General features: G+C 63.6%; 17 protein-coding genes. 15 read left to right on the top strand and 2 right to left on the bottom strand.

Features of this window, described 5'->3' with window-relative positions:
- Window positions 1–7: 7 nt before the first annotated feature.
- Together SAZ10_RS26120 and SAZ10_RS26115 are read right to left on the bottom strand one after the other, a co-directional pair.
- Window positions 8–907 carry an NAD(P)/FAD-dependent oxidoreductase gene (locus tag SAZ10_RS26120; protein WP_318612348.1) on the bottom strand — a complete coding sequence of 300 codons (900 nt, stop codon included), beginning with the start codon at window positions 905–907 and terminating at the stop codon, window positions 8–10.
- Complete coding sequence (locus SAZ10_RS26115; protein ID WP_318612347.1) at window positions 897–1,346, bottom strand: Rrf2 family transcriptional regulator; 450 nt, start codon at window positions 1,344–1,346, stop codon at window positions 897–899. The genes SAZ10_RS26120 and SAZ10_RS26115 overlap by 11 nt, the downstream gene beginning before the upstream one ends.
- Before the next feature lie 116 nt (window positions 1,347–1,462).
- Between SAZ10_RS26115 and SAZ10_RS26110 the strand changes: the two genes are divergently transcribed.
- From SAZ10_RS26110 to fdhF, 15 genes are all read left to right on the top strand, one after another.
- Window positions 1,463–2,371: a LysR substrate-binding domain-containing protein gene (locus tag SAZ10_RS26110; RefSeq protein ID WP_318612346.1), complete on the top strand. Its 909-nt coding sequence runs from the start codon at window positions 1,463–1,465 to the stop codon at window positions 2,369–2,371.
- A gap of 114 nt (window positions 2,372–2,485) precedes the next feature.
- The gene (gene gnd, locus SAZ10_RS26105) at window positions 2,486–3,502 is read left to right on the top strand and encodes a phosphogluconate dehydrogenase (NAD(+)-dependent, decarboxylating) (protein ID WP_318612345.1); all 1,017 of its coding nucleotides are present in this window, start codon (window positions 2,486–2,488) and stop codon (window positions 3,500–3,502) included.
- Window positions 3,503–3,526: 24 nt separating this feature from the next.
- A complete protein-coding gene (gene zwf / locus SAZ10_RS26100; RefSeq protein ID WP_318612344.1) occupies window positions 3,527–4,903 on the top strand; it encodes a glucose-6-phosphate dehydrogenase in 1,377 nt (458 codons plus the stop codon).
- 265 nt (window positions 4,904–5,168) lie between these two features.
- Complete coding sequence (locus SAZ10_RS26095; RefSeq protein WP_318612342.1) at window positions 5,169–6,326, top strand: ABC transporter substrate-binding protein; 1,158 nt, start codon at window positions 5,169–5,171, stop codon at window positions 6,324–6,326.
- A 204-nt stretch (window positions 6,327–6,530) separates the two neighbouring features.
- Window positions 6,531–7,526 carry an ABC transporter ATP-binding protein gene (locus tag SAZ10_RS26090; RefSeq protein WP_318612341.1) on the top strand — a complete coding sequence of 332 codons (996 nt, stop codon included), beginning with the start codon at window positions 6,531–6,533 and terminating at the stop codon, window positions 7,524–7,526.
- Window positions 7,527–7,761: 235 nt separating this feature from the next.
- Window positions 7,762–8,730: an ABC transporter permease gene (locus SAZ10_RS26085; protein ID WP_318612340.1), complete on the top strand. Its 969-nt coding sequence runs from the start codon at window positions 7,762–7,764 to the stop codon at window positions 8,728–8,730.
- Window positions 8,731–8,750: 20 nt separating this feature from the next.
- Window positions 8,751–9,566, top strand: a complete 816-nt coding sequence (locus SAZ10_RS26080; protein WP_318612338.1) for an ABC transporter permease — start codon at window positions 8,751–8,753, stop codon at window positions 9,564–9,566.
- 269 nt (window positions 9,567–9,835) lie between these two features.
- Entirely contained in the window at window positions 9,836–11,263 is a 1,428-nt protein-coding gene (locus SAZ10_RS26075) for a gamma-aminobutyraldehyde dehydrogenase (protein ID WP_318612337.1), read from the top strand.
- 22 nt (window positions 11,264–11,285) lie between these two features.
- Entirely contained in the window at window positions 11,286–11,771 is a 486-nt protein-coding gene (locus tag SAZ10_RS26070; protein ID WP_318612336.1) for an ester cyclase, read from the top strand.
- A gap of 86 nt (window positions 11,772–11,857) precedes the next feature.
- Window positions 11,858–12,268, top strand: coding sequence for a DoxX family protein (locus SAZ10_RS26065; RefSeq protein WP_318612335.1), 411 nt, complete (start codon window positions 11,858–11,860; stop codon window positions 12,266–12,268).
- Between the two features lie 120 nt (window positions 12,269–12,388).
- Window positions 12,389–12,748, top strand: a complete 360-nt coding sequence (locus tag SAZ10_RS26060; protein ID WP_318612334.1) for a nuclear transport factor 2 family protein — start codon at window positions 12,389–12,391, stop codon at window positions 12,746–12,748.
- A 130-nt stretch (window positions 12,749–12,878) separates the two neighbouring features.
- Complete coding sequence (locus tag SAZ10_RS26055) at window positions 12,879–13,778, top strand: LysR family transcriptional regulator (protein ID WP_318612333.1); 900 nt, start codon at window positions 12,879–12,881, stop codon at window positions 13,776–13,778.
- A 94-nt stretch (window positions 13,779–13,872) separates the two neighbouring features.
- A complete protein-coding gene (locus tag SAZ10_RS26050; RefSeq protein ID WP_318612332.1) occupies window positions 13,873–14,352 on the top strand; it encodes a formate dehydrogenase subunit gamma in 480 nt (159 codons plus the stop codon).
- A complete protein-coding gene (locus tag SAZ10_RS26045) occupies window positions 14,349–15,908 on the top strand; it encodes an NADH-quinone oxidoreductase subunit NuoF (RefSeq protein ID WP_318612331.1) in 1,560 nt (519 codons plus the stop codon). Before SAZ10_RS26050 ends, SAZ10_RS26045 begins: the two co-directional genes overlap by 4 nt.
- Window positions 15,909–15,919: 11 nt before the next feature.
- Complete coding sequence (fdhF, locus tag SAZ10_RS26040) at window positions 15,920–18,832, top strand: formate dehydrogenase subunit alpha (protein WP_318612330.1); 2,913 nt, start codon at window positions 15,920–15,922, stop codon at window positions 18,830–18,832.
- Window positions 18,833–18,998: the final 166 nt, after the last annotated feature.

Below are 18,998 nucleotides of genomic sequence, written 5' to 3'. Positions count from 1 at the left end.
GACAGGCTCATTCGAAAACCAGCGACTGATGGGCGCATATGCCGGCCCAGGCGCCGTCGGCCACCGCCAATGCGATGTTATGGCTGGGTCGCGCTGCATCACCGGCGGCATAGACGCATGGGACAGTCGTTCGCTGCCGCTCGTCGACCTTGATGAACGGGCCCATCATGCCATCGCCGAAGGCACAGCCGAGCTGCTCGGCGAGCGGGCTCGCCATGCTGGTCCTGGGTGCAGTGAAAAGGGCGTCGAGCCTGGCGCTACGTCCGTCGGAGAGCACCACTGTCAATCCACCCTCTCCGCTCCGCTCATCGACAGCGACGACCGGCGCGCGTTCGAAGCGCAATTTGCGTTCCTGCATCTGCGCAACCTGTTCGTTGTCGGGTTCGAACGCTCCGTTGCCGAACAGCGTGACATCGCCCCACTCGGCGACGAGGATGGCCTGATGGAGAGCCGTCGGACCTGCCGCGAGCACACCCAGAACCCCGCCGGCGACTTCATAGCCGTGGCAATATGGGCAATGCAGCACGCGCCTGCCCCACAGCTCGGCAAGGCCGGGAACGGCAGGCAATGTGTCGCGTATGCCGGTCGCCAGGATCAGTTTGCGGGTGGCAAATGTCCGGCCTCCATTGGTCGCGACCTCGAAGCCTTCGCCAGTCGCCACGGCGTTTACTGCGAGCGTTTCGAAGACCGCCGCAGTCGGATATGCGGCGAGCTGGCGCCGGGCCTCTTCGCGGATCGCCTGCGGCGTGCTGCCGTCCTGCGTGAGGAAGCCGTGTGAATGGTCCGCAAAACGGTTGCGGGGCTCGCCCGCATCGAGAACCAGCACGTTGCGGCGCGCCCGCGCCAGCTGCGTGGCGGCCGAAAGCCCGGCGAAGCTGCCGCCGATTATGATTGCGTCATGCTGCATGGGTGCTCTCCCCGATCAATTCGAAGCGGCGGCGGAAGTCCGCCGCAAGGTCGGCCAGCGTGATGCGGGCCAGTCTTTCGGCCAGCAGCCGCTCAGCCTCCTTGCGGAAATCGTCGAGCGCCGCGATGACAGCTTCCTCCACCAGGCAGCCCGGGCTTTCCCGCTCGGTGCTGAAGGGCAGCAGGCTCTCGCCCAGCGCCGCGCTGATGTCGGCAAGCGTAATCTCCTCGGGCGGGCGCGCTAGCTGCCATCCGCCCTGATGCCCGCGCGATGATGTCACGATGCCGGCTTCCCGCAGTCCAGCGGCGGTCCTGCGCACGACCACTGCATTGGTGCTGATGAAGGCGGCGAGCTTCTCGGAGGTCAGTGCGCTGTCTTTTGCTTCCGCCATGTGGACCAGGATGTGGAGGATCGAGCAGAGCCGGCTGTTGCGCTTCATGTAACTTTTCCGATTACGATATTTTGTAACTCCTCTAGTTACGAACTTGCGTCGAGTCAATCCGTCCGGGACAGCAGCGGCTTTCCTTCCGCATCGGGCCGTAGTTAAGTCCGGCCATGTCCTTCACGCTTCGCCAGCTCCAGTTCTTCGTCGCCGTCGCCGAGCAGGGCACGGTGTCGCGCGCCGCACAGAGTCTGTCGATTTCGCAATCCTCGGTGACGGAGGCGATCAAGGAACTGGAGAGCGACCTCGGCGTCGCCCTCTTCGAGCGTCACCCGCGTGGCCTCAACATCACGCATAAAGGTCACCAGTTCCTGCGCCATGCCACCAAGATCCTTGCCGGCGTATCCGATGCGCGCAGGAGCTTTGTGGGAGAGGCCACGGCGGGCGGGCGCCTGCAGCTCGGCGTCACGTCGCTCGTCGCCGGCTATGTGCTCTCCGACATCCTCGCCCGCTATCGGCGCGCCTTTCCGGGCGTCGAGGTGAGCGCAATCGAGGACAATGGTGACTATCTCGAGCATCTGCTCGTCGGCGGCGAGCTGGATGTGGCGGTGATGGTGATCTCGAATTTGCGCGACCGCATGGCGCTGCAGGCCGAGATCATCGAGGTGTCACCTTACCGGCTCTGGCTCCCGCTCGGGCATCACCTCGCCGGAGCCGAGATTATCAGCGTCCACGACATCGCCCGTGATCCGCTGATCATGCTCACCGTCGACGAAATCGAGGAGAACACAGGCAAGCTTCTGGTGGCGCTCGGCGCTCGGCCGCATGTCGCCTTCCGTACGCGCTCGGTAGAGGCCGTGCGCAGCCTTGTCGCCACGGGCGCGGGCATCGCCTTGCTGCCGGACCTCGTCTATCGGCCGTGGTCGCTGGAGGGCGACCGCATCGAGCAGCGGGACGTCTCGGGCTCGCTCCCGGTCGTGCAGGTCGGCATGGTTTGGCGGCGCGGTTCGGGCTTGCCGCAAGCGGCGCGGGATTTCATCGGTATCGCGCAATCGCAACGCTTGATGAGGCAGAGGTCGTGAGTGTTGGAACAACTCCATTGGGAGTACGCGTTTTCTCTGTCATGATGGATAACCAAGCTTAAGTCAGGATCATTTTCCAAGCTTGTGGATTCCTCCTGAGAGCGAGGTGAAAACATGCAGATCGGTATGATGGGACTGGGCAGGATGGGCGCGAACATGGTTCGCCGTCTCATGCGCGCGGGGCACGAATGCGTCGTCTACGACATCAATCCGGCAAGTGTTGAGGCGCTGACCAGCGAAGGCGCGCTCGGGACTGCTTCGATGGAGGAATTCATCGGCAAGCTGACAAAACCGCGCAGCGTCTGGCTCATGCTGCCGGCCGCGACCACCGGCAAGATCGCCGACCAGGTCGCGGAACTGCTGGAAGCCGACGACATCATCATCGACGGCGGCAACTCACATTATCACGACGCGGTCGATCAGGCCGCGAAGCTCAAGGCGAAAGGCATCTGCTTCGTCGATGTCGGCACCAGCGGCGGCGTGTGGGGGTTGGAGCGCGGCTATTGCCTGATGATCGGCGGCCCCGACGAAGCGGTGCGCCATCTCGATCCGATCTTCGCCACGCTCGCGCCGGGAGGGGACGCGGCAGCACCGGTGCCGGAAGAAGGCCTAGGCACCGCCCCTCGCGGCTACCTGCATTGCGGCCCGAGCGGCGCCGGTCATTTCGTGAAGATGGTCCACAACGGGATCGAATACGGCGTCATGGCCGCCTATGCCGAGGGCATGAACATCCTGAAGGCGGCCAATTCAGGCAAGGAGCATCGCGACATAGATGCCGAAACCAGCCCGCTGCAGCAGCCCCAATACTACCAGTTCGACATAGACATTGCCGCAGTCGCGGAGGTCTGGCGACACGGCAGCGTCATCGGCTCCTGGCTGCTCGATCTGACGGCGGGCGTCCTGAAGAACGACCCGTCGCTGACGCAATTCGGCGGGCGGGTTTCGGATTCGGGCGAAGGGCGTTGGACATTGAAGGCCGCGATCGACACCGGGGTGCCGGCGCCGGTGCTTGCAGCATCGTTGTTCGACCGCTTCAGCTCGCAGGGCGAATCCGAATTCGCCGACAAGCTGATTTCGGCAATGCGCTATGCCTTCGGCGGACATGTCGAGAAGCCGAAGGCGGGGGCGTAGTCAGGGCAGATGGAGGCGCCGAGGATGGCGACCGTGCGATCAGATAGTCTGGTGTTGTTTGGCGCGAGCGGCGATCTCGCGCACAAGAAGATCTTCCCGGCTCTCTACGACATGGTCGGCCGGGGAACGCTCACCGAACCGGTAATCGGGGTGGCGCTGGACGATTGGGATGTCGAGAAATTACGGGCCCGCGCCCATGACGGCATCACCGTGGCGAACGGCAGCATCGACGAAGGCGTCTTCGCAAAGTTCGCGTCCTTGCTTCGGTATGTCAGCGGCGATTATCGAGACCAGGCGACCTTCGACAAGCTCAGGGCGGCCATGGAGCCGTCGCGGTACCCACTCTACTATCTCGCCGTGCCGCCAAGCATGTTCGAGCCCGTGGTGCAGGGGCTGGAACAATCCGGCGGGGCCGCCGAGGCGCGCCTCATGGTCGAGAAGCCGTTCGGGCGCGACCTGCAATCCGCACGCTGGCTGAACCGGGTCCTGCATATCGTGTTCGAGGAAGAGTCGATCTTCCGCATCGACCACTATCTCGGCAAGGAAGCGATCCAGAACCTGCTTTATTTCCGCTTCGCCAATTCCTTCCTGGAACCGATCTGGAACCGCAACTTCATTCAGAGCGTGCAGATCACCATGGCCGAGGATTTCGGTATTCAGGGCCGCGGCCGCTTCTACGACGAGGTCGGCGCGATCCGCGACGTGATCGAGAACCATCTGCTCAACGTGCTGCTGTTGCTGGCGATGGAGCCCCCCGTCACCCGCTCGGCCGAGGATCTGATCGACGAGAAGGTTCAGGTGCTGAAGGCTGTGCGCACGCTGACCAAAGGCGACGTCGTGAGAGGCCAGTTCAAGGGCTATCTCGACGAGCCCGGCGTCGCGCCCAACTCGCCTGTGGAGACGTTTGCGGCGGTCCGCTTCTTCGTCGACACATGGCGCTGGAAGGACGTGCCGTTCTTTATCCGCGCAGGCAAGATGCTGCCGGTCAGGGCGACCGAAGTGGTGGTGCAACTGAAGCCGCCGCCGCTCGGCGTTTTCGACGACATCCGCCCTGCAGACGCCAACTACTTCCGCTTCCGCATCTCCCCGGAAATGTCGATCGGCATCGGCGCGCGCCGCAAGGCGGCCGGCGATGCCATGGTCGGCGAACAGGTCGAGCTCAGCGCAATGAACAACGCCGCGGGCGATAGAGAGCCTTACGAGCGCCTGATCGGCGACGCCATGAACGGCAACTCCCAGCTGTTTACCCGCCAGGACGCCAGCGAGATCGCATGGCGTATTGTCGGGCCGGTGCTCAACGACACCACGCAGCCACATGTCTACGAGCCCAAGACTTGGGGGCCGACCGATGCAATGACCGGCTTCGGACCGCCGAACGGCTGGGTCGAACCGGAGGCGTGATCAAGGAAGCGCCGGGGACAGTTTACCTTTTTTCCGCCAGCGCAAGCCTCCGTTCGTCGCGCTTTCCTGCGGATAAAACTGTCCCCTGTGCATCTATCCATACGCTATCGGAAAAACCGATATCGCGTTTCTGATAAATGAATTTGCGAAAGCGACTATTTCGTATCACCCTGATTTCAGGGACCAAGCCGCCATAAGCGCGTCAGCCAATTCGGTCGTGCGCCGAGGGATCGAGAGCGGCCCCCTGCCAATGGGAGAATTGACGATGAAATCGTTCCTGAAATCCTGCACTGCCCTGACCGCCGCCCTCGCCTTCTCGGGCCAGGCCCTTGCCGCCGAGATGCTGAAGGAGATCGGCAAGGGAGAGGGGCAGGTCAACATCATTGCCTGGCCGGGCTATATCGAGCGCGGCGAGACCGACAAGGCCTATGACTGGGTGACCGGGTTCGAGAAGGAGACCGGCTGCAAGGTCAATGTGAAGACCGCAGCGACTTCCGATGAGATGGTCGCGCTCATGAATGAGGGCGGCTTCGATCTCGTCACCGCCTCGGGCGATGCTTCGCTAAGGCTGGTTGCGGGCAAGCAGGTGCAGCCGGTCAATGTCGACCTGATCAAGAGCTGGTCGACGGTCGACGACAGGCTGAAGGACGCACCCTGGCACACGGTCAACGGTGTCCATTACGGCGTGCCCTATCAGTGGGGACCGAACGTGTTGATGTACAACACCAGCGTCTTCAAGGAGGCACCGAAAAGCTGGAACGTCGTCTTCGAGGAGATGACGCTGCCCGACGGGAAATCGAACAAGGGCCGCGTACAGGCCTATGATGGAGCAATCCACATCGCGGACGCAGCAAACTACCTGATGTTCCACAAGCCGGAGCTCGGCATCAAGGACCCCTACGAGCTGAACGAAGAGCAATACAAGGCTGCGGTCGATCTGCTTCGGCAGCAGCGGACGCTGGTCAGCCGCTACTGGCACGACGCCATGATCCAGGTCGATGACTTCAAGAATGAAGGCGTCGTCGCTTCCGGCTCATGGCCATTCCAGGTGAACCTGCTCGCAAGCGAGAAGCAGCCGATCGCATCGACCATTCCCGAAGAAGGGGCCACGGGGTGGGCCGACACCACCATGCTGCATGCCAACGCGGCCAACCCGAACTGCGCCTATATGTGGCTCGAACATTCGCTTTCGCCGAAGCTGCAAGGCGATCTCGCCGCCTGGTTCGGCTCGGTGCCGGCGGTCCCTGCTGCCTGCAAGGGCAACGAGCTTTTGACCGACGAGGGTTGCAAGACCAACGGTTTCGAGAATTTCGATAAGATCAAGTTCTGGAGGACGCCAGTCTCGAAATGCGGCACTCAGGACCAGTGTGTGCCGTATTATCGCTGGACGACGGACTACATCGCGGTGATCGGAGGGCGGTGAGTACGAGCCCAACCGGCTAGGGCGGCGCTGCCCCTCATCCGCGTGCTGGCGCCTTCTCCCCGTGAATCACGGGGGGAAGGAGGCTGGCCGCAACGCCGGCGCCCCCTCTCCCCGTTCTTCACGGGGAGAGGGTAAGGGTGAGGGGCGGCGCATACCTCGCCAGCTCAGCGCTGCCTCCGGTGTGAGCGAGAACGATTTTCGGACATGACCCCCGCCGTCTCCTTCAGACAAGTTTCGCGCCATTTCGGCCAGGTGCGCGCCGTCGACGGCGTCGATCTCGAGGTCGTGCCTGGCGAATTTTTCGCAATGCTCGGGCCGTCCGGGTCCGGCAAGACGACGTGTCTGCGCCTGATTGCCGGCTTCGAGCGGCCGACAGCGGGACATATCGAGATTTTTGGCGAGCGCGCCGACGGCGTCCCGCCCTACCGGCGCAACGTCAACACGGTCTTCCAGGACTATGCGCTATTTCCGCATCTCAACGTCATCGACAATGTCGCCTACGGGCTAATGGTGAAAGGCGTGGCCAAAACGGAGCGCCTGAAGGCGGCCGAGCAGGCGCTCGAGCTCGTGCGGCTGCCAGGCTATGGCACGCGTCGGCCGGGCCAACTCTCCGGCGGCCAGCGCCAGCGCGTCGCTCTCGCCCGCGCGCTGGTCAATCGGCCGAAAGTGCTGCTGCTCGACGAGCCGCTCGGCGCGCTCGACCTCAAGCTGCGCGAGAACATGCAGGAGGAATTGAAGCTCTTGCAGAAATCGCTCGGCGTCACCTTCATCTTCGTCACCCACGACCAGGGTGAGGCATTGTCGATGGCCGACCGCGTCGCCGTCTTCAACGACGGCAGGATCATGCAGGTGGGCACGCCGCAGGACATCTATCAGCGTCCGGCCACGCGCTTCGTCGCCGACTTCGTCGGCTCCTCCAACGTGCTGCCGCCCGATTTCGTGCAACGCTGTGGCGGAGAGCGCCGCTGGGCGAGCCTCAGGCCGGAGGCGATCCGGGTCGCGTGGCCGGCGAACGGCGAAGGCGTGCCAGCACGGGTGGTATCGCTCAACTATCTCGGCGCGGCGACCAAGATCGCGCTGGACGCCGAAGGCCTGCGGCTCCACGCAACAGTGCCGGCCGGCGCTGCCGTGCCAGCCGAGGGCGAAGCGGTGACGCTCACCTTCGACCGCGAGCAGCTCCATCTGATGGAGGAGGGGTGATGGGCCTCCATAGCTTACGGCGCGGCGCCCTACGTTGCCCCCCTCTGTCCTGCCGGACATCTCCCCCACAAGGGGGGAGATTGGCCCTCCTTTACGGTTTCGCCAATCGCCGGCGTTGCAAGCTAGGCGCCGGACGAAGCGGCCGTCCAATCTCCCCCCTCGTGGGGGAGATGTCCGGCAGGACAGAGGGGGGCGCGCAGGACTCTGAACTATCCGGAAAGCGGGAGACCGCGTCATGAGCGACGCCGCGCTCCCTGCCCCCCGCCCAGCGTCAGCCATCCTGCCCAGCCGCCGCGGCCTCTCCGGCGTGCTCTCCGATCTCTTCTGGAAGCGGCCGGGAATCCTGCTCCTCCTGATGCTGGCGCCGCCGCTGTTGTGGCTTGGGATCGTCTATGTCGGCTCGCTCCTGGCGCTGCTGATCCAGAGCTTCTTCTCGATCGATGAATATTCCGGCCTCATCAATCACGAGTTCACGCTGAAGACCTATGGCGACCTTTTCCAGCCGGCCAATTACGACATCATCCTACGCACTGTGACCATGGCGGCGCTGGTGACCGCCGCCTCGGCGATCGTCGCGTTCCCGATTGCCTATTACGCGGCGCGCTATGCGCGCGGGCGCTGGAAAGCTCTGTTCTATCTCGGCGTCATGCTGCCGCTGTGGTCGAGCTATCTGGTCAAGATCTACGCCTGGAAGCTGATCCTCGCCAAGGAAGGCATCCTGACCTGGCTCGCCGAGCGCATCGGTCTTTCCTGGCTGCTCGATGCCTGGCTGGCGCTCCCGATCGTCGGCGGAAACTCGCTGTCGGTCTCGTTCACGGGCACCTTCATTGTCTTCGTCTATGTCTGGCTGCCGTTCATGATCCTGCCGATCCAGGCTGCGCTCGAGCGGGTGCCGGCAAATCTTATCGAAGCGTCCTCCGACCTCGGCGCTTCACCAGGGCAAACCTTCCGCAATGTGATCCTGCCGCTGGCGCTGCCGGGCGTCGTTGCCGGCTCGATCTTCACCTTCTCGCTCACGCTCGGCGACTACATCATCCCGCAGATCATCGGCACGTCCCGGCTCTTCATTGGTCAGGCCGTTTACGCGCAGCAGGGCACGGCCGGCAACATTCCGCTCGCGGCCGCCTTCACGGTCGTGCCCATCGTGGTGATGGGGTTCTATCTCTGGGGCGCCAAAAGGCTGGGGGCGTTCGATGCGCTGTGAGTTCGCACAGGGGACCTCCCATGCGCTCTGACCGGCCACAATCCGCTCCTCTGAGCCTGAAGATCGCCGCCGCGGCCGGGCTCGCCTTCCTGCATCTGCCGATCCTCCTGATCTTCGTCTACGCCTTCACGACCGAGGAGAAGAGCTATGCATGGCCCCCGCCCAGCCTGACCACGAGCTGGCTCGCCGTCGCGTGGAACCGGCCAGACGTCTGGGCCGCGCTGCAGCTCTCGATCATGGTGGCGGCGATCTCCACGGCCATTGCTCTGGTGCTCGGCACGCTCTGTGCGGCCGCCGTCTCCGGCTCGCGGTTTTTCGGCCGCGAGACGATCTCGCTCCTCGTGATCCTGCCGATCGCGCTGCCCGGCATCATCACCGGCATCGCGCTCCGCTCCGCGTTCAGCCTGATGGAGATTCCGTTCTCGCTGTGGACCATCGTGCTCGGCCACGCGACTTTCTGCGTGGTGGTTGTCTACAACAATGCGGTCGCTCGCTTCCGCCGCACCTCCGGCTCCATGGTCGAGGCCTCCATGGATCTCGGGGCCGACGGGTTCCAGACATTCCGCTACGTGGTGCTGCCCAATATCGCGACTGCGCTGCTCGCTGGCGGCATGCTCGCCTTCGCGCTCTCCTTCGACGAAGTGATCGTAACGACCTTCACGGCCGGCCAGCAGCAGACACTGCCGATCTGGATGCTCGAAGAGCTGGTGCGTCCGCGCCAGCGGCCGGTGACCAATGTCGTGGCGATGGTCGTGGTGCTGGTGACGCTGCTGCCGATCCTTGCCGCCTATTACCTCACCCGCGAGGGCGACCAGATCGCTGGGGGTGGGAAATGAAAGGAGGGTGCCACGCTGGAGTACCCCTCATCCGTCTCGGCGCTGCGCGCCGAGCCACCTTCTCCCACAAGGGGCGAAGGGGAAGCGTTGCATTTTGCGTCTTTGCCAATCTCCAACATCGGCGATTTGCAGGTGCCTCAATGCCAAGACTCCCCTTCTCCCCTTGTGGGAGAAGGTGTCGCCGAAGGCGACGGATGAGGGGTCCTCCAGCTTGGCGTCACCGCCCAAGCGCGAGCGGATAACAACTGGATCGCAAGGGAGAGAATCAAATGCAGACCGAGATGCTGATCGGGTCGAAATTCGAGAAGGGCACGGAGACCGAGGAGCAGATCCTCAATCCCAAGACCGGCGAGACGATCCTTGGCATGCCGGAGGCGAGCCAGGCGCAGATCGAGGCCGCTGTGGCAGCGGCCGAGAAGGCTTTCGCGACATGGTCGCGCACGACGCCGGCGCAGCGCTCCGTGCATCTGCTCAAGATCGCCGATCGTATCGAGGCCGAGGCCAAGGAATTCGCGGCGCTGGAAGCGCTCAACTGCGGCAAGCCGATCAATGCCGTGCTCAATGACGAGATCCCGGCGATCGTCGATTGCTGGCGCTTCTTTGCCGGCGCGGTGCGCTCGATGCCGGGCCAGGTGGCCGGCGAATATCTGCCGGGCTTCACCTCGATGATCCGCCGCGACCCGATCGGCATCGTGGCGTCCATCGCGCCATGGAACTACCCGCTCATGATGATGGCCTGGAAGCTGGCGCCGGCGATCGGCGGCGGCAACACGGTCGTCTTCAAGCCCTCCGAGCAGACGCCGCTCACGGCACTGAAGCTTGCCACGATCCTGTCCGAGATACTGCCGGAAGGCGTGGTCAATGTCGTGCTCGGGCGCGGCGAGACGGTCGGCAATGCGCTCATCAACCATGCCAGGGTCAACATGATCTCGATCACCGGCGATGTCGCGACCGGCAAGAAGGTGCTGCAGGCGGCGGCGAAGAGCGTGAAACGCACGCATCTCGAGCTCGGCGGCAAGGCGCCGGTGATAGTCTTCGACGACGCCGACCTCGATGCGGTCGTCACCGGCCTGCGCGCATTCGGCTATTACAATGCAGGGCAGGACTGCACGGCAGCCTGCCGTATCTATGCCGGCAAGAAGATCTACGACAAGCTGGTCGCCGATCTCTCCTCGGCCGTCGCGTCCATCAAATATGCCGAGCCCGACGACACTAAGAATGAGATCGGGCCGTTGATCTCCCAGCGTCAGCGCGACCGAGTCGCCTCCTTCGTCGAGCGCGCGTCCGAATTGAAGCACATCGATATCACGACTGGCGGCAAACCGGCCGAAGGCAAGGGCTTCTTCTACCAGCCGACCGTTGTGGCAGGCGCCCTGCAGGAGGACGAGATCGTGCGGCGCGAGGTGTTCGGGCCGGTGGTTTCCGTCACGCGCTTCGGGGATGTCGACGAGGCGGTAGCGTGGGCGAACGATAGCGACTACGGGCTCGCCTCCTCGGTGTGGACGAAGGACGTCTCGCGGGCCATGCCGACCGCGGCACGGCTGCAATATGGCTGCACCTGGATCAACACGCATTTCATGCTTTGCAACGAGATGCCGCATGGCGGGCTGAAGCAGTCCGGCTACGGCAAGGACATGTCGCTCTATGCGCTGGAGGACTACACGGCCGTACGCCACGTGATGGTCGCGCACGGATAATCTCAACAGGAGGAGAACGAACATGCATCGCCGCCAGTTCATGACAGCCGCGGCATTGGCCGCCGCTTCCCTTACCGCCTCGACTGCCTTCTCCGCCGAAAGCGCCGACGCTGTGGTGAAAGCCTATGTCGAGGCCTGGAACGCACACGACTCGGCAAAGGCCGCAAGCTATTTCGCGGAAAAAGTCGTCTATTATGACGCCTCCGTCGGCAAGCCGATCGAGGGCCGCGAGGCCGCCAAGGCCGGCGTCATCGATAATTTCCTCAATGCTGTCCCCGATGCGGTGTGGAAGGTGAAGGGCGAGCCTATCGTTCAGGGCGACCGCGTCGCCTTCGAATGGGAGTTTTCCGGCACCAACACCGGGAAATGGGCCGACGGTACGGCCGCAACAGGCAAGAAGTTCTCGTTCGCGGGGGCCTCTGTGTTCGACACCAAGGACGGGAAGATCGCCTCGCAGAGCGACTATTACGATGCACTGGGCTTCTTCAAGCAGCTCGGCCTGATGTAAGTCTGTGCGCTGGAGGGACACTTCGGCGGACCGGCGACATTCGCCGCGGCCGCCGGGTCACTTCGGGAGAAAGCGGAGGAAATTTCATGGAAGCCATCGAAAGAGAAAGCGGCTCTGGCGCGGCGCTCTGGACTGGACGCGTGATGAGCGGGATCGTCATCCTGTTCATGATCTTCGACGCGGGCATCAAGCTGATCCCGATCCAGCCGGTAATCGATACGATGGCTGAGCTTGGCTATCCCAGCACGGCCGCACTCGCCAGGGGGATCGGCATAGTCGAGATCGTCTCGATCGTGCTCTATGGCTGGTCGCGGACTTCGGTGCTCGGCGCGATCTTGCTGACGGGCGTGTTCGGCGGTGCGATCGCCGCCCATCTCAGGGTCGAAAGCCCGGTCTTCACACACCTCCTGTTCGGCCTCTATCTAGGCCTGCTCGCCTGGGGCGGGCTCTATCTGCGCGACCCGCGCGTCAGAGCCATGATTCCATTCCGCGTCTGACCGGGTCTGGTTCCGATGAGCCGAGTTGTCACCTGACATCGAGCACGTGATGTCGTCCGCAGAGCATCGGTGGTAATGTTTAGCCCAGAACCTGGCTGTCTCATCATGGAGGAATCGCTCATGACCACAGCGGAGCTTGCTAAGGCTTTTACCGACCTCCTCAAGCAGGGCGACCATGCAGGAGCTGCGGCGAAATACAATGCCGACGACATCGTGAGCTACGAGGCCATGGAAGGCCCCATGGCGGTCTGCAGAGGCAAGGATGCCGTCAAGCAGAAAGGCGATTGGTGGTCCGCGAACCACGAAGTCCACGGCGCCTCTGTCGAAGGGCCCTATGTCAATGGCGACCAGTTCGCCGTCCGTTTCATGATGGACATTACCAGCAAGCAGACGGGCGAGCGCGTCAAGATGGACGAGGTCGGCCTCTACACGGTAAATGACGACAAGATCGTCGAGGAGCGCTTCTACTACTCGGGCTGAAGGTTCCCATTCACCCCCTTCGCCTCATGGGAGCGGTGGTAACGACGACCATTTCCACCGAGCCATTTCGCGCAAGGCGATGTCGCTTACGCTTATAGCGTAGGTCGGTTTTGCCGGTTAGCCTTCCGGCATGATCGACAAGCTCGAGTTCTTCATCGCGCTCGCCAAGGCGGAGCATTTCGGCCGCGCGGCCGAGGAGTGCGGCGTCACCCAGCCGACGCTGTCGGCCGGCATCAAGCAGCTCGAGGACACGCTCGGCGTCATGCTGGTGCAGCGCGGCTCGCGCTTCCAGGGACTGACGCCGGAAGGCCAGCGCGTGCTGGAATGGGCGCGCCGCATCGTCGGCGATGCGCGCACAATGCGCGAGGAGATGAAGGCGGCACGGCGCGGTCTTGCCGGCCACGTGCGCATCGCGGCAATCCCGACCGCTCTCGCCATGACGCCCAGGCTCACCACGCCTTTCCGCTCCAAGCACCCGAGCGTCACTTTCTCGATCCTGTCACGCACTTCGATCGAAGTGCTGACGCTTCTCCAGAACTTCGAGATCGATGTCGGCATCACCTATCTCGAAAACGAGCCGCTCGGGCGCGTGGCAAGCGTGCCGCTCTATTCGGAGCGCTATCAGCTCATCACCGCGGCAGGGAATCCCTATTCGGAGTGCAACTCGGTGACCTGGCGCGAGGTCGCCGCGCTGCCGCTCTGCCTGCTCACACCCGATATGCAGAACCGGCGCATCATCAACCGGCATCTCGAAGAGGTCGGCGTCGTGCCGCGACCCACGCTCGAATCGAACTCGATGATCGTGCTCTTCTCGCATATCCGCACGGGAAAATGGTCGTCGATCATGCCGCTCAACCTTGCCGAGACATTCGGCTTCGTGGAGCCGATCCGCGCCATCCCGATCGTCGAGCCCGACGCCAGCCACATTGTCGGACTGGTTGCCGCTCACCGCGAACCGCACACGCCCTTGGTCTCGGCCCTTCTTCATGAGGCAAGGCTGATCGCCGCGGAGCTAGGGCCGTTTCAATAGAGAATTCCTATCAACCAACGATTTCGTGATATTGATCGTGTCCAGGCGTTCTGTTTTCGTCCCTCAAGATCATCAATCCGTGGGAGGGCGCTGCATGGCGGTGCAGCAGGCAAGTACCGGGATCGCCGAACGCACGTTGGCGATCATTGAAGGCCTCAGGGGCCTGGAGGGCCCGCTGTTGCCGATTCTGCACGGCATTCAGGCAGAATTCGGCTATGTGCCGCAGGAGACGCTCCCGGTCATCGCCAACGCCCTCAACCTGTCGCGCGCCGAAGTGCATGGCGTCGTCACTTTCTACCACGATTATCGCAGCCAACCCGCGGGGCGGCACGTGCTGAAGCTGTGCCAGGCCGAAGCCTGCCAGTCGATGGGCTCCGATGCCACGACGGCCAGGCTGAAGCAGTTGCTCGGCATCGACTTCCACGAGACCACCAAGGACGGCTCCGTAACGCTCGAGCCGGTCTACTGCCTCGGGCTCTGCGCGTGTGCGCCGTCGGCCATGCTGGATGGCGAGGTGATCGGCCGGCTCGACGCCGAGAAGATCGACGAGATCGTGGCCGAGGTGCAGGCATGAGCGTGACAATCTACGTCCCTCGCGATTCCGGTGCACTTGCGCTGGGCGCCGAGAAGGTCGCCAAGGCCATCGAGAAGGAGATCGCCGAGCGCGGCATCGACGCGCGTATCGTGCGCAACGGCTCACGCGGCCTCTACTGGCTGGAGCCGATGGTCGAGGTGCGCACCGACAAGGGCCGCATCGCCTACGGGCCGGTAAAGCCGTCCGATGTGAAGTCGCTGTTCGATTGCGGATTCCTTTCCGGCGGACAGCACAGGCGCTGGCTCGGCAAGCCGCGCGACATTCAATTCCTGGCGAAACAGACGCGGCTCACCTTCGCCCGCTGCGGTATCATCGACCCAGTCTCGCTCGATGACTATCAGGCGCATGAAGGGATGAAGGGCCTGCGCAAGGCCATCACGATGGCGCCGGCCGATATCGTCAGGGAAGTCACCGAATCCGGCCTGCGCGGCCGCGGCGGCGCCGGCTTCCCGACCGGCATCAAATGGAAGACGGTGCTCGATACTGGAACCGGCATCCAGAAATACATCGTCTGCAATGCCGACGAAGGCGACAGCGGCACCTTTGCCGACCGCATGATCATGGAGGGCGACCCCTTCGTGCTGATCGAAGGCATGGCGATCGCGGGCATCGCGGTCGGCGCGACCAAGGGTTACGTCTATATTCGCTCGGAATATCCGCACGCGGCTGCGATCATGAACGAGGCGATCGCCGCAGCGCGCAAGGCCGGCGTGCTGGGCCAAAGCGTGCTCGGCTCGGCATATGCCTTCGACATGGAGGTGCGCGTCGGCGCAGGCGCCTATGTCTGCGGCGAGGAGACCTCACTGCTCGAGAGCCTTGAGGGCAAGCGCGGCCTTGTGCGCGCCAAGCCGCCGCTGCCGGCCCACAAGGGCCTGTTCGGCAAGCCGACGGTGATCAACAATGTCATCTCGCTCGCCTCGGTGCCCGTCATCCTCGACAAGGGCAGCACCTTCTACAAGGATTTCGGCATGGGCCGCTCGCGCGGCACGATTCCGATCCAGATCGCCGGCAACGTCAAGCATGGCGGCCTGTTCGAAGCGGCTTTCGGCTTGACGCTAGGCGAGATCGTCGACGAGATCGGCGGCGGCACCAGGAGCGGCCGGCCAGTAAAGGCCGTGCAGGTTGGCGGGCCGCTCGGCGCATATTTCCCGCGCGAGCTGTTCGACACGCCGTTCGATTACGAGGCCTTCGCCGCCAAGGACGGGCTGATCGGCCATGCGGGTATCGTCGTCTTCGACGACACGGTGGATATGCTCAAGCAGGCGCGCTTCGCCATGGAGTTCTGCGCGATCGAAAGCTGCGGCAAATGTACGCCGTGCCGGCTCGGCTCGGCGCGTGGCGTGGAAGTGCTCGACAGGATCGCAGCTAATATCGAACCGCAGAAGCAGATCGAGCTCGTCACCGACCTTTGCAACACCATGAAGTTTGGATCGCTTTGCGCGCTCGGGGGTTTTACTCCTTATCCGGTCATGAGCGCGCTCACGCATTTCCCTGAGGATTTCCGGCCGCACCCCGTGCGGGAAGCCGCGGAATAGGAGCGGTAGCCATGAATGCCAGATTCGACGTGAATACGCTGATAGAAGAAACCGATTACGGCACGCCGGCATCGAAGTCAGAAAAGGCGGTGACGCTCACCATCGACGGCCGCGCCGTGACCGTTCCGGAAGGCACCTCGATCATGCGCGCGGCAATGGACGCCGGGGTGGAAATCCCGAAGCTCTGCGCCACCGACATGCTGGATGCCTTTGGCTCCTGCCGCGTTTGCCTGGTCGAGATCGAGGGACGTGCCGGCACGCCCGCCTCCTGCACCACCCCGGTCGCGGAAGGCATCGTGGTCAACACGCAGACGGAGCGGCTGGACCGCATCCGCAAAGGCGTGATGGAACTCTACGTCTCCGATCATCCGAGCGGTTTCGACATCGCGGCCGGTACGGGCGGCAGCGAGTTCGATCATGTCGTGAAGTCGGTCGGCCTGACCGAGAACCGCTACGGCATCGACGGGCGCAACCACGTGGCGCCCGGCAACGGATCGCTGAACATCGACTACATCGCCCGCGACGAATCCAACCCCTACTTCACCTACGACGCCTCGCAATGCATCGTCTGCTCGCGTTGCGTGCGCGCCTGCGAGGAGGTGCAGGGCACCTTCGCGCTGACGATCACCGGCCGCGGCTTCGAATCCCGTGTCGCGGCGGGCATGTCGGAAAGCTTCGTCGAGTCCGAATGCGTCTCCTGCGGCGCCTGTGTCCAGGCCTGCCCGACCGACGCGCTGCGCGAGAAATCCGTGCTCAAGATGGGCCGACCGACTCATTCGGCGGTCACTACCTGCGCCTATTGCGGCGTCGGCTGCTCGTTCAAGGTCGAAATGCGCGGCGACGAGGTGGTGCGCATGGTGCCTTACAAGGACGGCAAGGCCAATCGCGGCCATAGCTGCGTGAAGGGCCGCTTCGCCTGGGGCTATACCACCCACAAGGACCGTATCCTGAACCCCATGGTCCGCGAGAAGATCACCGATCCGTGGCGCGAGGTCAGCTGGGATGAGGCCTACGCCCATGTCGCCAAGGAGTTCCGCCGCATCCAGTACCAGTATGGCCGCGGCGCGGTCGGCGGCATTACCTCGTCCCGCTGCACCAATGAAGAGACGTACCTCGTCCAGAAGCTGGTCCGGCAAGGCTTCGGCAACAACAATGTCGACACCTGCGCGCGCGTCTGCCACTCGCCGACCGGCTATGGGCTAAAGACCACTTTCGGCACCTCGGCCGGCACCCAGGATTTCGATTCCGTCGAGCATACCGACGTGGTGATGATCATCGGCGCCAACCCGACCGACGCTCATCCGGTCTTTGCTTCGCGGCTCAAGAAGCGGCTTCGCGGTTCTCCAGGAAAAGAGGGCGCGAAGCTCATCGTCATCGACCCTCGTCGCATCGACATGGTGCGCACGCCGCATGTCGAGGCCGCTTATCATTTGCCGCTGAAGCCCGGCACCAACGTCGCTGTCGTGACGTCTCTGTCGCATGTCATCGTCACAGAAGGGCTCTACGACGAGAAGTTCATCCGCGAGCGCTGTGACTGGTCCGAGTTCGAGGATTGGGCGGCTTTCGTCGCCGAGCCGCAGCACAGCCCGGAGGAGGTCGAGAAGATCTCCGGCGTGCCGGCGGAGACTATTCGAAAGGCGGCGCGGCTCTATGCGAAAGGCGGCAACGGGGCGATTTATTACGGTCTCGGCGTCACCGAGCACAGCCAGGGCTCGACCACCGTAATGGCGATCGCCAACCTCGCCATGGCGACCGGCAATATCGGCCGGCCGGGTGTCGGCGTGAACCCGCTGCGCGGCCAGAACAACGTGCAGGGCTCGTGCGACATGGGCTCCTTCCCGCATGAGCTGCCGGGCTACCGCCACATCTCCGACGAGGCGACGCGGGCCATCTATGAGAGCCTGTGGGGCGTGAAGCTCGACGAGGAGCCGGGACTACGCATCCCCAACATGCTTGATGCCGCCGTCGACGGCACCTTCAAGGGCATCTATATCCAGGGCGAGGACATCCTGCAGTCCGACCCGAACACCGCGCATGTCGCGGCCGGCCTCGAGGCGATGGAGTGCGTGGTCGTCCACGACCTCTTCCTCAACGAGACTGCGAATTATGCCCACGTCTTCCTGCCGGGCTCGACCTTCCTCGAAAAGGACGGCACCTTCACCAATGCCGAGCGCCGCATCAACCGCGTGCGCAAGATCATGGAGCCGAAGAACGGGTTCGCCGACTGGGAGGTGACGCAGAGGCTCGCGCAAACGATGGGGCTCGCCTGGAACTACACGCACCCATCCGAGATCATGGACGAGATCGCGAAGACGACGCCGAGCTTCGCCGGCGTCACTTTCGACCTCATCGATCGCGAAGGCTCCGTGCAGTGGCCTTGCAACGAAAAGGCGCCGCTCGGTACGCCGGTCATGCATATTGGCGGCTTCGTGCGCGGCAAGGGCAAGTTCGTCCGAACCGAATATGTAGCGACGGACGAGAAGACCGGTCCGCGCTTCCCGTTGCTTTTGACCACCGGGCGTATCCTTTCTCAGTACAATGTCGGGGCGCAGACCAGGCGTACGGACAATGTGGTGTGGCACGATGAGGATCGGCTGGAGATCCATCCGTTCGATGCCGAGAACCGCGGCATCCGCGAGGGCGACTGGGTCAGGGTGCAGAGCCGCGCCGGCGAGACGACGCTGCGCGCGCTGATCACGGAGCGCGTGGCGCCGGGCGTGGTCTACACCACCTTCCACCACCCCAACACGCAGGCCAACGTGGTGACCACCGAATATTCGGACTGGGCGACCAACTGCCCCGAATACAAGGTGACCGCAGTGCAGGTCAGCCCCTCCAACGGTCCGACCGAGTGGCAGGAGGACTATGTGGCTCTTTCACGCCGCAGCCGGCGTATTGAGGGACGGCTGGAGGCGGCGGAGTAAGTGATGCGTAGGGCGCAGGCTTTCCCTTCTCCCCGTTTATGCAGGGCTGTCCGGGGAAAATTATGCATATGCGAAGCTCATCTGATGCGGGGAGCAAGTCGGCTTCCTTTTGCTTGGATTGACGGGCGGTGGGCGTTCGATTGCGCCGATGTGGCGGCGCTCGAAG

Origin of the sequence: Mesorhizobium sp. BAC0120, from assembly GCF_033542235.1 — a bacterium.
Taxonomy (GTDB): Bacteria; Pseudomonadota; Alphaproteobacteria; order Rhizobiales; family Rhizobiaceae; genus JAWRCU01.
Note: the sequence above shows the minus strand (reverse complement) of the source record. Positions and strands in the feature narration are given on the sequence as shown.